This is a genomic window from Pectobacterium odoriferum, assembly GCF_009931295.1.
GTDB classification, from domain to species: Bacteria; Pseudomonadota; Gammaproteobacteria; order Enterobacterales; family Enterobacteriaceae; genus Pectobacterium; species Pectobacterium odoriferum.
This window is the reverse complement of the sequence record NZ_CP034938.1, coordinates 4,356,518-4,372,064: the sequence shown is the minus strand read 5'-3', so window position 1 is coordinate 4,372,064 and position 15,547 is coordinate 4,356,518. Positions and strand designations below refer to the sequence as shown.

Here is a 15,547-nt window from a genome sequence, read left to right as displayed (position 1 = left end):
CTTAATAGGCTTGTAGCTCAGGTGGTTAGAGCGCACCCCTGATAAGGGTGAGGTCGGTGGTTCAAGTCCACTCAGGCCTACCAACTCTTCCATGAGTGGTATCTAAGGTATCTGTAAGCAACGATGGGGTTATAGCTCAGCTGGGAGAGCGCCTGCCTTGCACGCAGGAGGTCTGCGGTTCGATCCCGCATAGCTCCACCATCACTACTCGCTATATAGAAAACTTCAGAGTGTACCTGTTTGGGTGCACTGCGACGTTTTGCTCTTTAACAATCTGGAACAAGCTGAAAATTGAAACATGACAGCTGAACATACTGATATGACATTTATGTCATGTGAGTGATGCGTCAGTGTGTCAATGAGTCTCTCAAATAATCGCAGCACGACAGTGACTTTGATTAATCAAAGACACCTTCGGGTTGTGAGGTTAAGCGACTAAGCGTACACGGTGGATGCCTAGGCAGTCAGAGGCGATGAAGGGCGTGCTAATCTGCGATAAGCGTCGGTAAGCTGATATGAAGCGTTATACCCGACGATACCCGAATGGGGAAACCCAGTGTGTTTCGACACACTATCATGACATGAATACATAGTGTCATGAGGCGAACCGGGGGAACTGAAACATCTCAGTACCCCGAGGAAAAGAAATCAACCGAGATTCCCCCAGTAGCGGCGAGCGAACGGGGAGGAGCCCAGAACCTGAATCAGTTTGTGTATTAGTGGAAGCGTCTGGAAAGTCGCACAGTAAAGGGTGATAGTCCCGTACACAAAAATGCACAAGCTGTGAGTTCGATGAGTAGGGCGGGACACGTGACATCCTGTCTGAATATGGGGGGACCATCCTCCAAGGCTAAATACTCCTGACTGACCGATAGTGAACCAGTACCGTGAGGGAAAGGCGAAAAGAACCCCGGCGAGGGGAGTGAAATAGAACCTGAAACCGTGTACGTACAAGCAGTGGGAGCCTACTTGTTAGGTGACTGCGTACCTTTTGTATAATGGGTCAGCGACTTATATTCTGTAGCAAGGTTAACCGTATAGGGGAGCCGCAGGGAAACCGAGTCTTAACTGGGCGTTAAGTTGCAGGGTATAGACCCGAAACCCGGTGATCTAGCCATGGGCAGGTTGAAGGTTGGGTAACACTAACTGGAGGACCGAACCGACTAATGTTGAAAAATTAGCGGATGACTTGTGGCTGGGGGTGAAAGGCCAATCAAACCGGGAGATAGCTGGTTCTCCCCGAAAGCTATTTAGGTAGCGCCTCGTGAACTCATCTTCGGGGGTAGAGCACTGTTTCGGCTAGGGGGTCATCCCGACTTACCAACCCGATGCAAACTACGAATACCGAAGAATGTTATCACGGGAGACACACGGCGGGTGCTAACGTTCGTCGTGAAGAGGGAAACAACCCAGACCGCCAGCTAAGGTCCCAAAGTCATGGTTAAGTGGGAAACGATGTGGGAAGGCACAGACAGCCAGGATGTTGGCTTAGAAGCAGCCATCATTTAAAGAAAGCGTAATAGCTCACTGGTCGAGTCGGCCTGCGCGGAAGATGTAACGGGGCTAAACCATGCACCGAAGCTGCGGCAGCGACACTTAGGTGTTGTTGGGTAGGGGAGCGTTCTGTAAGCCGTCGAAGGTGGCCTGTGAGGGCTGCTGGAGGTATCAGAAGTGCGAATGCTGACATAAGTAACGATAATGCGGGTGAAAAACCCGCACGCCGGAAGACCAAGGGTTCCTGTCCAACGTTAATCGGGGCAGGGTGAGTCGACCCCTAAGGCGAGGCTGAAAAGCGTAGTCGATGGGAAACAGGTTAATATTCCTGTACTCGGTGTTACTGCGAAGGGGGGACGGAGAAAGCTAGGTTATCCGGGCGACGGTTGTCCCGGTTTAAGCGTGAAGGTGGATGACTTTGGTAAATCCGGGTCATTGTTAACACTGAGGCGTGATGACGAGTCACTACGGTGATGAAGTAACCAATGCTACGCTTCCAGGAAAAGCCTCTAAGCTCCAGGTAACATCAAATCGTACCCCAAACCGACACAGGTGGTCAGGTAGAGAATACTCAGGCGCTTGAGAGAACTCGGGTGAAGGAACTAGGCAAAATGGTGCCGTAACTTCGGGAGAAGGCACGCTGATGGTAGGTGAAGTGACTTGCTCATGGAGCTGAAATCAGTCGAAGATACCAGCTGGCTGCAACTGTTTAATAAAAACACAGCACTGTGCAAACACGAAAGTGGACGTATACGGTGTGACGCCTGCCCGGTGCCGGAAGGTTAATTGATGGGGTCAGCCGCAAGGCGAAGCTCTTGATCGAAGCCCCGGTAAACGGCGGCCGTAACTATAACGGTCCTAAGGTAGCGAAATTCCTTGTCGGGTAAGTTCCGACCTGCACGAATGGCGTAATGATGGCCAGGCTGTCTCCACCCGAGACTCAGTGAAATTGAACTCGCTGTGAAGATGCAGTGTACCCGCGGCAAGACGGAAAGACCCCGTGAACCTTTACTATAGCTTGACACTGAACCTTGAGCCTTGATGTGTAGGATAGGTGGGAGGCTTTGAAGCGTGGACGCCAGTCTGCGTGGAGCCAACCTTGAAATACCACCCTTTAATGTTTGATGTTCTAACGTAGACCCGTAATCCGGGTTGCGGACAGTGTCTGGTGGGTAGTTTGACTGGGGCGGTCTCCTCCCAAAGCGTAACGGAGGAGCACGAAGGTTAGCTAATCCTGGTCGGACATCAGGAGGTTAGTGCAAAGGCATAAGCTAGCTTGACTGCGAGAGTGACAGCTCGAGCAGGTGCGAAAGCAGGTCTTAGTGATCCGGTGGTTCTGAATGGAAGGGCCATCGCTCAACGGATAAAAGGTACTCCGGGGATAACAGGCTGATACCGCCCAAGAGTTCATATCGACGGCGGTGTTTGGCACCTCGATGTCGGCTCATCACATCCTGGGGCTGAAGTAGGTCCCAAGGGTATGGCTGTTCGCCATTTAAAGTGGTACGCGAGCTGGGTTTAGAACGTCGTGAGACAGTTCGGTCCCTATCTGCCGTGGGCGTTGGAAGATTGAGAGGGGTTGCTCCTAGTACGAGAGGACCGGAGTGAACGCACCACTGGTGTACGGGTTGTGATGCCAATTGCATTGCCCGGTAGCTAAGTGCGGAAGAGATAACCGCTGAAAGCATCTAAGCGGGAAACTTGCCTCGAGATGAGTCTTCCCTGGGCACCAGATGCCCCTGAAGGGCCGTTGAAGACGACGACGTAGATAGGCTGGGTGTGTAAGCGTAGCGATACGTTGAGCTAACCAGTACTAATGACCCGAGAGGCTTAACCTTACAACACCGAAGGTGTTTTGAGATGACTCAAAAGACAATACTCAGCTTGTTCAGAGATTGGTTCTGATGGTTGTACAGATAAGAAGCGAAAGCAACTTAAGTGCAACGGTTGGAATGAAACAGAATTTGCCTGGCGGCGATAGCGCGGTGGTCCCACCTGACCCCATGCCGAACTCAGAAGTGAAACGCCGTAGCGCCGATGGTAGTGTGGGGCTTCCCCATGTGAGAGTAGGGAACTGCCAGGCATCAAACAAGTGGAAAGCCCCTGTCGCAAGACAGGGGCTTTTTGCTATGAGAAACTTTTGGTGTTAGCTGCAAAGATTTGCTCATCGTTTGTACGTAGAAACCCATACGGAATAATAAATATAGGGAAATAAATGACGATCTTATATATCCAGATCCGTAAGAATAAAATGGTTGTTCGTAATCCTGAAACGTCTCAGGAGTTAAGTGATTCCAGTCAGGTTTTTAGTAATTCACGCATACTGGTTGCTGATTTTTTTCGTGCAGAGAAAGTTCTTCAAGATTTAGCCGACAAGTTTATAAAACGTAGCTGGTTTAAATTTGGTCAGGATATGCTGATTATTCATGCTCTTGAAATGAATGAGGGTGGATTGTCTCAGGTTGAGGAACGTATTCTTCAAGAAATAGCCGTAGCTGCTTCACCGAGGGCGCGATTGATTGTAATAGAAAGTTCTCAGACGTTAGTCGATGCGGAACTTATTGAACTGGCAAGGAAAAAAAGATAAAGCATGTGGCGCGTTCTCTGGACACAGTGAAACATTTTCACCTTATGCGTTGAGCGCTCGACATTAGTACGAAAACTCGCTATCTTCGGGCATCTGGATGTCTAAACGTTTAAACGTATGCTTTGAGGATATAAGGTTATGCCAATTCGGGTTCCTGATGAGTTACCAGCCGTTAATTTTCTGCGTAATGAGAACGTATTTGTAATGACGTCCTCGCGTGCTAAAACGCAGGAAATTCGTCCCCTCAAAGTGCTGGTTCTGAACCTGATGCCTAAAAAAATCGAGACTGAAAACCAGTTTCTACGCCTGCTATCCAATTCTCCCTTACAGATCGATATCCAACTGCTGCGTATCGATAGCCGTGAATCAAAGAATACGCCAATCGAGCATCTGAATAACTTCTACTGCAATTTCGACGATATTCAGGACGAAAATTTTGATGGCTTGATTGTGACCGGTGCACCGTTGGGATTGGTCGATTTTTGCGATGTTGTGTATTGGCCGCAGATCGCACGTGTTATCGAATGGGCAAAAGAGCATGTCACCTCCACGTTGTTTGTGTGTTGGGCTGTACAGGCTGCTCTCAATATCCTCTACGGCATTCCCAAGATGACCCGCAAGGAAAAGCTATCTGGTGTTTACTCGCATCACACGTTACAACCTCACGCTTTGCTGACCCGCGGCTTTGACGAAACATTCCTGGCTCCACATTCGCGCTATGCAGATTTTCCGGTTGATGTGATTCGGGAGCATACGGACTTGGATATTCTTGTCGAGTCGGAGCAGGCTGGTGCTTATCTGTTTGCCAGTAAAGATAAACGTCTGGCGTTCGTTACCGGGCATCCAGAGTATGATGTCTTGACGCTCGCAGGGGAGTTTTTCCGTGATTGTGATGCTGGACTGGATCCGACTGTTCCGGTTAACTATTTCCCAGATGACAATCCTGAACTGGAACCGAAAGCGAGCTGGCGTAGCCACGGTCATCTGCTTTTTGTTAACTGGCTGAATTACTATGTTTACCAGATTACGCCTTACGATTTACGCCGGATGAACCCTACGCTGGACTAGCTCACCCCAATTCTTTTCTCTGAGGCACCTTTAAAGGTGCCTTTCTTTTTTCTGCTGAACCATTCCATTCTCATTATTTGGTGAAAATCATTTCTCTTCTTTTTTTATTTTAATATTCATTTTTATCATGATCTTATTTTTGTTTTACAATAAAAATGGAAATTGTTTTTGATTTTGTTTTTTATTGTATTACGCTTAATTCTGTCGGCTAAGAAATGTACATACTGGTTTGCCGATCTGACGGTTGTTGATAAATGAAGCGGAATCTGAAAAGGAACCACGAATGATGCAGCAGACGATAAACAGAGAATTGGCGTTTAGTCAGCGTTTTGGCGAAGGTGAGAAGCAAATTCTTACGGAAGAAGCGATTGATTTCTTAACGGAGTTGGTCGCACATTTCACACCAGCACGTAATCAATTACTCACCGAACGGCAGGTACAACAGCGTAATATCGATCAGGGTAAGTTACCTGATTTTATTTCAGAAACAGCTTCCATTCGTGAAAAGGAATGGGCAATACGCGGCATTCCCGATGACCTTCAGGATCGTCGCGTTGAAATTACTGGCCCGGTCGAACGCAAGATGGTGATCAACGCATTGAATGCCAATGTGAAAGTATTCATGGCGGATTTTGAGGATTCGCTGTCGCCGGGATGGGAAAAGGTGATCGACGGGCAAATCAACTTACGTGATGCCGTACGCGGTACGATTTCCTACATCAATGAAACTGGAAAGATCTACCAGTTGAAACCCAATCCTGCCGTGTTGATTTGTCGTGTACGCGGTTTGCATTTGCCCGAGAAACACGTGTCCTGGCAAGGGGAAGCGATTCCCGGTAGCCTGTTCGACTTCGCGCTGTATTTTTTCCACAACTATCAGGAACTGCTGAAGAAAGGGAGCGGCCCTTATTTCTATTTGCCAAAGACGCAGTCATGGCAGGAAGCGGCTTGGTGGAACGATGTCTTCTGCTACACGGAAGATCGTTTTGATCTGCCGCGCGGGACGATCAAAGCCACTGTATTGATTGAAACGTTGCCCGCCGTTTTCCAGATGGACGAGATCCTCTACCATTTACGCGATCATATTGTTGGGCTGAACTGTGGCCGCTGGGATTATATCTTCAGCTATATCAAAACATTAAAGAACCATAGCAATCGCGTTCTGCCCGATCGCCAGTCGGTGACGATGGAAAAACCCTTCCTTAGTGCTTACTCACGTCTGTTGATTAAAACTTGTCACCGTCGCGGTGCGTTCGCCATGGGCGGGATGGCGGCGTTCATTCCGAGTAAGGATGCGGAACGCAATAATTGGGTGTTGGATAAGGTACGTAAAGACAAAGAGCTGGAAGCTCACAATGGTCACGATGGTACCTGGGTGGCTCATCCAGGGCTGGCCGATGCCGTGATGGATGTGTTCGATCGGGTGTTAGGTGAGCGCAAAAATCAGCTCGATATCAGCGGTGGACAAGATGCGCCCATTCGCGCCGAGGAGTTGCTAGAGCCTTGCCCAGGAGAGCGAACGGAAGTGGGGATGCGCGCGAATATCCGCGTTGCGGTGCAGTACATCGAAGCATGGATATCCGGTAATGGCTGCGTCCCGATTTATGGACTGATGGAAGATGCGGCGACGGCAGAAATTTCTCGCACGTCAATCTGGCAGTGGATTCACCACGGCAAGACGTTGAGCGATGGCCGTGTGATCACCAAAGCGCTGTTCCGCCAAATGCTGGCCGAAGAGATGTTCGTGATTCAAGAGGAACTCGGTGATGCCCGTTTCAACGGAGGGCGCTTTGATGAAGCTGCTCGGCTGATGGAAAAAATTACCACGCAAGATGAGTTGATCGACTTCCTGACGCTACCCGGCTACGCATTGCTTGATTAATCCTGACTGATAATAAAAAGGAACCTTTGCTATGACGACCTCACGTACCCAACAAGTCCAGCATATTGAAAAAGAGTGGAAAACCGCACGCTGGGAAGGCATTACGCGTCCCTACAGCGCAGAAGATGTGATTAATTTACGCGGATCGGTGAACCCAGAATGCACGCTCGCACAGCTCGGTGCGGCGAGGTTATGGAATCTGCTGCATGGTGATTCTCGCAAAGGCTATGTTAATTGTCTGGGCGCGCTGACGGGTGGGCAGGCTTTACAGCAGGCGAAAGCGGGTATCGAAGCGATTTATCTTTCCGGCTGGCAGGTGGCGGCGGATGCCAATCTGGCGTCCAGCATGTATCCCGATCAGTCGCTCTACCCTGCGAACTCCGTGCCTGCGGTGATCGAACGCATCAACAACACCTTCCGGCGCGCCGATCAGATTCAATGGGCGAACCATATTGAACTGGGCGATAAGCGTTATACCGACTACTTCCTGCCGATTGTTGCGGATGCAGAGGCCGGGTTCGGCGGCGTGCTTAATGCGTTTGAGCTGATGAAGTCGATGATTGAAGCGGGTGCGGCGGCGGTTCACTTTGAGGATCAACTGGCATCGGCGAAGAAATGTGGCCACATGGGCGGTAAAGTGCTAGTGCCGACTCAGGAAGCCGTTCAGAAGCTGGTGGCAGCGCGTCTGGCTGCGGATGTTTTGGGTGTGCCCACCTTGCTGGTCGCGCGAACCGATGCGGATGCGGCGGATTTGTTGACCTCCGACTGCGATGAGTATGACAGTGATTTCATCACTGGAGAACGTACGGTGGAAGGCTTCTATCGCACGCGAGCTGGGATCGAGCAGGCAATCAGCCGTGGTCTGGCGTATGCGCCTTATGCCGATTTGGTGTGGTGCGAAACTTCAACGCCGGATTTATCGCTGGCGCGTCGTTTTGCCGAGGCCATCCATGCGAAATTCCCCGGTAAGCTGCTGGCGTACAACTGCTCGCCTTCCTTTAACTGGAAGAAGAATCTCGATGACAGCACGATTGCACGCTTTCAGGATGAGCTGTCGGCGATGGGCTACAAATATCAATTTATTACGCTGGCTGGCATCCACAGCATGTGGTTCAACATGTTTGACCTGGCGCATGCCTATGCGCAGGGCGAGGGGATGAGGCACTACGTAGAAAAAGTACAACAGCCTGAATTTGAAGCGATTAAAGACGGTTATACCTTCTCATCGCATCAGCAGGAGGTCGGTACTGGCTACTTTGATAAAGTGACAAACATCATTCAGGGAGGCGAGTCTTCTGTGACGGCGCTGACGGGATCGACGGAAGAACAGCAGTTCTGATCCTACCCGGTCAGCGTTTGGCTGGCCGGGTCTCATCTGGAGATCATGATGACGCGTGACCTTGAAAAGCTGGTGGCGCAAACGATCCTGCAAGGGTTTGATGCGCAATATGGCCGTTTTCTCGAAGTGACGGCGGGGGCGCAGCAGCGCTTTGAACAGGCTGACTGGCCTGCCGTACAACAGGCAATGAAACAGCGTATTCACTTATACGATCACCACGTTGGTCTGGTGGTCGAACAACTGCACTGTATTACCGGTATTCGCTGCGATCATGCGGATTTTTTGGCACGTGTGAAGCATATCTATACCCGCTTACTGCCGGATTATCCGCGTTTTGAGATTGCTGAGAGTTTCTTCAATTCCGTCTACTGTCGGCTGTTTAACCATCGGGAACTGGCACCTGACAAACTGTTTGTTTTCAGTTCTCAGCCTGAACAGCGATTTCGTGAGATCCCCCGGCCTATCGCCAAGACGTTTGTGCCCACTGACGGCTGGCAGCGCATGCTGGAAAAGCTGCTGGGTGACGTGCCGCTGCGTTTACCGTGGGAAGATTTGCCGCGTGATATTGGCTATATCGCTGCGTATTTGCAGCGCACCTTCTCAACGGAGCAGCTTGCGTACGCGACGTTACAGGTGGCGAATGAGCTGTTTTATCGTAACAAAGCGGCCTGGCTGGTGGGCAAACTGTCGCTCCCTGACGGTGTTTTTCCGTTCCTGCTGCCGATTCACCACAACGAACGCGGTGCGTTATTTATTGATACCTGCTTAACCCGTCAGGCTGATGCCAGCATTGTGTTCGGTTTCGCCCGCTCTTACTTCATGGTATATGCCCCGCTGCCGTCGGCGCTGGTGGCTTGGCTGCGTGACATTTTACCGGGGAAGACGACAGCGGAGCTTTATCTGGCCATTGGCTGCCAGAAGCACAGTAAAACCGAGTATTACCGCGAATATCTGCACTATATTGCGGCATCAGAAGAGCAGTTTATTATCGCCCCCGGCGTGAAAGGTATGGTGATGCTGGTGCTTACGCTGCCTTCCTTCGATCGCGTATTTAAAGTCATCAAAGATCGTTTCGCGCCGCAGAAAGAAGTGAGCGCGGAACGGGTCATTGCATGCTATCAACTGGTGAAAGAGCACGATCGCGTCGGGCGCATGGCAGATACGCAGGAATATGAAAACTTCGTCATTGATAAGCATCGCATCAGCCCAGAATTGTTGGATGAGCTGTGGCGGGAGGTGCCGGAAAAACTGGAGGATCTGGGCGACCAACTGGTGATCCGACATTTGTATATGGAACGCCGGATGACGCCGCTGAACCTTTATTTGGAACAGGCAAACGCACAGCAGCTGCACGATGTGATTGAAGAGTATGGTAATGCTATCAAACAGCTAGCTGCGGCGAATATTTTCCCCGGCGATATGCTATTCAAGAATTTCGGTGTTACGCGTCATGGGCGAGTCGTCTTTTATGACTACGATGAAATTTGCTACATGACTGAGGTGAATTTCCGCAAAATACCGCCGCCACGTCACCCAGAGGACGAACTGGCCGCAGAGCCGTGGTACAGCGTTGCGCCGAATGATGTGTTTCCTGAAGAGTTTCCCCATTTCTTGTGCAGTGACCGCCACATTCGTTCGCTGTTTGAGGAAATGCACGGCGATCTGTTTTGTGCGGATTACTGGCGAGCACTACAGCAACGTATCAGGGAAGGGCACATTGAGGATGTTTACGCCTACCGACGGAGGAAGCGTTTTAGTCAACGTGTTGAGCCGGTACATACAACGGCTGAGAATGGTTCTGACTTTTGTCGTTATCCGGCGTAAAAAATTATGCAGCGGTGGGTTTGACCGCCGAGTGAGCGACAGGACGTCGCGAAAGCCAGTGCCGCGTCTGGAGCGCGTCACTGGCGGCTCGACTAGCGGTCAGGAACACCGATGGAACCGCGTCAGCGGCATAATTCACGCCGAAAGCCTGGGGTCACGGGGCGAGCGGCGTTTGAGCCGCCCCGTGTCGGGCGCGTGCTACGGCGTAGCATGAAAGTGATGGCATTATCGCGCACGAAATTTTTCCCCTAGTCTGCATAAATATGTGCCTCAAAGACCTGGCGAGGGTACATCTTGCTCATAACCCGCTGTATTCCTGCATGACCTGCTTAGCGGCTTTGATCACCAGCGCGCCGAGTTCTGTGACACGATCGTCCGTGATGCGCGACACGGGGCCAGAGATGGAAATGGCGGCGAAGGCTTCGTGATGTTCATCCAAAATACAGGCTGCGATACAGCGTAGCCCCAGCGCGTGCTCTTCGTCATCAAACGAATAGCCCTGCTTGCGAATCAGAGACAGGTTTTCTTTCAGGGCTTGTGGCGAGCTGAAGGTGTGTGGCGTGTAGCCGTGCAGCCCTTTCTTGTGCAGCAGTTGAGTGACCTGAGCATCAGGTAAATGCGCCAGAAATGCTTTCCCAGCCCCCGAAGCATGCATCGGCAATTTACCGCCGATGGGGGCTGACATACGCATCAGCGCCGTACATTGCACCTGATCGATGATGATCGCCTGACTATCGGTCTGATCGAGCACGGCCAGATTGACGGTTTCGCCAGAATCTTCCATTAGCTTGCGTAGTATCGGATGCACAATGGCCAGCAGATTGCGGCTTTGCAGAAAGCTGCTGCCGACGATAAACGCGTGTGAAGCAATCGTCCACAGCCCCAAGTCGCCAACCTGACGCACAAAGCCCTGTTGCTGCATGGTGGTGAGCAGGCGGTGGGTCGTGGAATTCGGTAAACCGGCCTGTTGAGCGAGATCGGTTAGCGCCACGCTGCCGTTTGCTTTGGCGATATATTCAAGCAGCGTCAGGCCACGGGTCAGCGACTGAACCTGCCCAGTTGGCTGCGCGGTGGTGCCCGTACTGGCTCTGGGTTTCTTCCCGCGTTTGGCTGGCTCTGGTGGCGTCATGGCATCGATTCCTTTTTAGGGTTATGGAATTGATTTTCGTTTTTTTACCACAGAATGCAACTCTTCTTTCTCTGCGCTTTTTATCGGCGAATGATCTGAAAAAGTCTCATGCTACACGGCGTTAGCGTGCTCATAACTTATGCTAGGATAGACGCAATATATATCGTATTTATTGGCCGGGAATGGGGTTCGCGTGAGTAATCGGGTAGACGAATTGCGGCGTCAGTTGGCGCAACGCATTATGGTGCTGGATGGTGGTATGGGAACCATGATCCAGGGTTATCGCCTGCAGGAAGCAGATTATCGCGGTGAGCGCTTTGCTGACTGGCCGAGCGATGTGAAGGGAAATAACGATCTGCTAGTGCTGACCAAGCCGCAGGTGATTAGTGAAATCCATGACGCCTATCTTGAAGCCGGTGCCGATATTCTCGAAACCAACACCTTCAACGCCACCACCATTGCGATGGCGGACTATGATATGGAAGCGCTGTCGGCGGAAATTAATACCGTTGCCGCACAGCTGGCGCGTGCCAGCGCGGATAAATGGACTGCCTTAACGCCGGATAAGCCACGCTATGTTGCCGGTGTGCTTGGCCCGACAAACCGCACCGCGTCGATCTCCCCCGATGTTAACGATCCCGCGTTTCGTAACGTGAGTTTTGATCAACTGGTGGAAGCGTATCGCGAATCGACACGCGCCTTGATCGCGGGCGGTGTCGATCTGATCATGATCGAAACCATTTTCGATACCTTGAATGCTAAAGCGGCGAGTTTCGCCGTCGAAAGTGAATTTGAAGCGTTAGGGATCGTGCTGCCCGTGATGATTTCCGGCACGATCACTGATGCGTCAGGGCGTACGCTATCCGGTCAAACCACGGAAGCCTTTTACAATTCTCTGCGTCATTCCCGTCCGCTTTCCTTCGGCCTGAACTGTGCATTGGGGCCGGATGAGCTGCGCCAGTATGTCGCCGAGCTGTCACGTATTTCAGAATGCTATGTGAGTGCGCATCCGAATGCAGGTCTGCCCAACGCCTTTGGGGAATACGATCTGGATCCGGCCGATATGGCGAAACATATCGGAGAATGGGCGCGATCCGGCTTCCTGAATATCGTCGGCGGTTGCTGTGGTTCGACGCCTGCGCACATTGCCGCGATGGCGAAAGTGGTGGAAGGCGTGCCGCCACGTAAGCTGCCAGAGATCCCAGTGGCTTGCCGTTTATCCGGCCTGGAACCGCTGAATATCGATGCCAACACGCTGTTTGTTAACGTCGGGGAGCGGACGAACGTCACCGGCTCCGCACGTTTTAAACGTCTGATCAAAGAAGAGAAATATAACGAAGCGCTGGATGTCGCCCGTCAGCAGGTGGAAAGTGGCGCGCAGATCATCGATATCAATATGGATGAAGGCATGCTCGATGCGGAAGCGGCGATGATCCGTTTCCTGAATCTGATTGCCGGTGAACCTGATATCGCCCGTGTGCCGATCATGATCGACTCCTCAAAATGGGATGTGGTTGAGAAAGGGCTTAAATGCATTCAGGGCAAAGGGATTGTTAACTCGATTTCCATGAAGGAAGGCGTTGAGGCCTTTATCCATCACGCTAAGCTGGTGCGGCGCTATGGCGCAGCTGTGGTAGTGATGGCCTTCGATGAAGTCGGGCAGGCAGATACCCGCGCGCGCAAAATTGAAATTTGTAGCCGAGCGTATCGCATCCTGACGGAAGAAGTCGGTTTCCCGCCGGAAGACATTATTTTCGACCCGAACATTTTCGCCGTGGCAACGGGGATCGATGAGCACAACAACTACGCCGTGGATTTCATCGAAGCCTGTGCGGACATCAAGGCGCAACTGCCGCATGCGATGATCTCCGGTGGCGTGTCCAACGTGTCGTTCTCATTCCGTGGTAACGATCTGGTCCGTGAGGCGATCCACGCCGTTTTCCTGTATTACGCGATCCGCAATGGGATGGATATGGGGATCGTGAACGCCAGCCAGTTGGCGATTTATGACGACTTGCCTGTTGAACTGCGCGATGCGGTTGAAGACGTGATCCTTAACCGTCGCAGCGATGCCACCGAGCGCATGCTCGATCTGGCAGAAAAATATCGCGGCAGCAAAACGGAAGATGAAGGCAGTAAAACGCAGGCGGAATGGCGCGGCTGGGACGTGAAGAAGCGTCTGGAGTATTCACTGGTTAAAGGTATTACTGAGTTTATCGAGCTGGATACCGAAGAAGCACGCCAGCAGGCGACGCGGCCGATCGAGGTGATCGAAGGCCCGCTGATGGACGGCATGAACGTGGTCGGCGATCTGTTTGGTGCAGGCAAAATGTTTTTGCCGCAGGTCGTGAAATCCGCTCGCGTCATGAAGCAGGCCGTGGCTTACCTCGAACCCTATATTGAAGCCAGTAAAGACAAAGGCTCGTCCGCTGGGAAAATCCTGCTGGCGACCGTAAAAGGTGATGTCCACGATATCGGCAAGAATATTGTCGGTGTGGTGCTGCAATGTAACAACTACGAAATTATCGATCTGGGCGTGATGGTGCCGACGGATAAAATCCTGAAGACCGCGCGTGAAGAGAATGTCGATATCATCGGGCTGTCCGGGCTGATTACGCCGTCGCTGGATGAAATGGTCAACGTGGCGAAAGAGATGGAGCGTCAGGGCTTCACGCTGCCGCTGCTGATTGGCGGCGCGACGACCTCTAAAGCGCATACCGCTGTGAAGATTGAGCAGAACTATAGCGGTCCGACGGTTTATGTGCAGAATGCCTCGCGCTCTGTTGGCGTGGTGTCGGCCCTGCTGTCCAGTACGCAGTATGACGACTTTGTTGCGCGTACTCGTAAAGAGTATGAAACCGTGCGTATTCAGCACGCGCGTAAAAAACCGAGAACGCCGCCCGTGACGCTGGAAGCGGCTCGTGCTAACGCCTCCGATTTAGATTGGGAAAACTACACGCCGCCGGTTGCGCATCGTCTGGGTGTTCAGGAAGTGACGGCTAGCATTGAAACACTGCGCAACTACATCGACTGGACGCCATTCTTCATGACCTGGTCGCTGGCCGGGAAATATCCTCGCATTCTGGAAGATGAGGTGGTGGGTGAAGAGGCCAAGCGCCTGTTTGCCGATGCCAACGTGATGCTGGACGACTTATCCGCACGTGGCGCACTGAATCCTCGCGGCGTGGTGGGGCTCTTCCCAGCGAACCGCGTGGGTGATGACGTGGTGATTTATACCGATGAACGGCGTGAAACGGTGCTGTCAGTGAGCCACCATCTGCGTCAACAGACGGAAAAAACCGACTTCCCGAACTACTGCCTGTCTGATTTTGTGGCACCGAAATCCAGCGGTAAACCGGATTATCTGGGAGCTTTTGCTGTGACTGGCGGGCTGGAAGAAGATACGTTGGCCGATCTGTGGGAAGCTCAACACGATGATTACAACAAGATCATGGTGAAAGCGATCTCTGACCGTCTGGCGGAAGCTTTTGCAGAATACCTGCATGAGCGCGTGCGCAAGGTGTACTGGGGCTATGCGCCGAATGAGAACCTCAGTAATGAGCTGCTGATCCGCGAGAACTATCAAGGCATCCGTCCTGCACCCGGCTATCCGGCTTGCCCTGACCATACGGAGAAAGTGCAAATCTGGCAGTTGCTGGATGTGGAAAAGCATACCGGCATGAAGCTCACCGAATCCTATGCCATGTGGCCGGGTGCGTCGGTATCCGGCTGGTATTTCAGCCACCCCGACAGTAAATACTTCGCCGTCGCGCAAATCCAACACGATCAGGTGGAAGATTACGCGGTACGTAAGGGTATGAGCGTGAGTGAAGTTGAGCGCTGGTTAGCGCCGAATCTGGGCTATGATGCCGATTAAGGTGCTAGTAAAAGAAATAATATCTGTGGGTTAACAAGTGTTGGTTTTCAACTGGCGTTAAAATTCTGCTGAGGTGGGCGTGGCCGCTGGGTGAGCCGCATGGACGCGGCGAAAGTCAGTGCCGCGTAGGGAACGCGTCACTGACGGCCCGAACAGCGACCACGAACGCCGAAGGCACCGCGTAGCGGCAGAATTTCCGCCAAAAAGCCTGGGTTCTCAGGGCGGCGGCGACTGAGCGCCCTGAGTCGGGCGTCGTGCTGATGGCACAGAGAAATACTCGGCTTATCACGCACGAAACATATGCTTTTTTGCATAGTTGTCGTGGTTTCGTGGTTGAACCCATGCAA

The 15,547-nt window shown here is 52.0% G+C and carries 8 protein-coding genes, 2 tRNA genes and 2 rRNA genes; 10 read left to right on the top strand and 2 right to left on the bottom strand.

The genetic code is table 11. The annotated features are described in order from the left end of the window. The first annotated feature begins 6 nt into the window (after positions 1-6). The 9 genes from EO763_RS19655 to aceK all read left to right on the top strand — a co-directional run bounded on the left by EO763_RS19655 (position 7) and on the right by aceK (position 10,194). Positions 7-83, top strand: a tRNA-Ile gene (locus tag EO763_RS19655). Positions 84-125: 42 nt separating this feature from the next. Next, positions 126-201 (top strand) — tRNA-Ala (locus EO763_RS19650). 224 nt (positions 202-425) lie between these two features. Next, positions 426-3,332, top strand: a 23S ribosomal RNA gene (locus EO763_RS19645). A 129-nt stretch (positions 3,333-3,461) separates the two neighbouring features. Next, positions 3,462-3,577, top strand: a 5S ribosomal RNA gene (gene rrf, locus EO763_RS19640). 132 nt (positions 3,578-3,709) lie between these two features. Next, positions 3,710-4,081 (top strand): YjaA family stress response protein, encoded by a 372-nt coding sequence (locus tag EO763_RS19635; RefSeq protein WP_161529962.1) that lies wholly within the window; start codon positions 3,710-3,712, stop codon positions 4,079-4,081. Between the two features lie 138 nt (positions 4,082-4,219). Further along, the gene (gene metA, locus EO763_RS19630) at positions 4,220-5,149 is read left to right on the top strand and encodes a homoserine O-acetyltransferase MetA (RefSeq protein WP_161529961.1); all 930 of its coding nucleotides are present in this window, start codon (positions 4,220-4,222) and stop codon (positions 5,147-5,149) included. A 283-nt stretch (positions 5,150-5,432) separates the two neighbouring features. Continuing rightward, entirely contained in the window at positions 5,433-7,031 is a 1,599-nt protein-coding gene (aceB, locus tag EO763_RS19625; RefSeq protein ID WP_161529960.1) for a malate synthase A, read from the top strand. Between the two features lie 31 nt (positions 7,032-7,062). Further along, positions 7,063-8,370, top strand: coding sequence for an isocitrate lyase (aceA, locus tag EO763_RS19620; protein ID WP_161529959.1), 1,308 nt, complete (start codon positions 7,063-7,065; stop codon positions 8,368-8,370). Positions 8,371-8,418: 48 nt separating this feature from the next. After that, positions 8,419-10,194: a bifunctional isocitrate dehydrogenase kinase/phosphatase gene (aceK, locus tag EO763_RS19615; RefSeq protein ID WP_161530449.1), complete on the top strand. Its 1,776-nt coding sequence runs from the start codon at positions 8,419-8,421 to the stop codon at positions 10,192-10,194. Positions 10,195-10,492: 298 nt separating this feature from the next. Here aceK and iclR read toward each other — a convergent pair whose 3' ends face one another. After that, a complete protein-coding gene (gene iclR, locus EO763_RS19610) occupies positions 10,493-11,323 on the bottom strand; it encodes a glyoxylate bypass operon transcriptional repressor IclR (RefSeq protein WP_010310516.1) in 831 nt (276 codons plus the stop codon). 241 nt (positions 11,324-11,564) lie between these two features. Between iclR and metH the strand changes: the two genes are divergently transcribed. Then, on the top strand, positions 11,565-15,200 hold the full coding sequence (metH, locus tag EO763_RS19605) for a methionine synthase (RefSeq protein WP_233962310.1): 3,636 nt from the start codon (positions 11,565-11,567) through the stop codon (positions 15,198-15,200). A 137-nt stretch (positions 15,201-15,337) separates the two neighbouring features. On the opposite strand, the gene EO763_RS19600 is transcribed toward metH, so the two are convergent. Next, a complete protein-coding gene (locus tag EO763_RS19600; protein WP_161529958.1) occupies positions 15,338-15,514 on the bottom strand; it encodes a hypothetical protein in 177 nt (58 codons plus the stop codon). Positions 15,515-15,547 lie beyond the last annotated feature (33 nt).

What these genes read in the sequence shown, in the direction of transcription:
- aceB (WP_161529960.1), top strand. Translation starts at nt 5,433, where the DNA reads ATGATGCAGCAGACGATAAACAGAGAATTGGCGTTTAGTCAGCGTTTT.
- iclR (WP_010310516.1), bottom strand. Translation starts at nt 11,323, where the DNA reads ATGACGCCACCAGAGCCAGCCAAACGCGGGAAGAAACCCAGAGCCAGT.
- metH (WP_233962310.1), top strand. Translation starts at nt 11,565, where the DNA reads ATGGTGCTGGATGGTGGTATGGGAACCATGATCCAGGGTTATCGCCTG.
- EO763_RS19600 (WP_161529958.1), bottom strand. Translation starts at nt 15,514, where the DNA reads ATGCAAAAAAGCATATGTTTCGTGCGTGATAAGCCGAGTATTTCTCTG.
- EO763_RS19635 (WP_161529962.1), top strand. Translation starts at nt 3,710, where the DNA reads ATGACGATCTTATATATCCAGATCCGTAAGAATAAAATGGTTGTTCGT.
- metA (WP_161529961.1), top strand. Translation starts at nt 4,220, where the DNA reads ATGCCAATTCGGGTTCCTGATGAGTTACCAGCCGTTAATTTTCTGCGT.
- aceK (WP_161530449.1), top strand. Translation starts at nt 8,419, where the DNA reads ATGACGCGTGACCTTGAAAAGCTGGTGGCGCAAACGATCCTGCAAGGG.
- aceA (WP_161529959.1), top strand. Translation starts at nt 7,063, where the DNA reads ATGACGACCTCACGTACCCAACAAGTCCAGCATATTGAAAAAGAGTGG.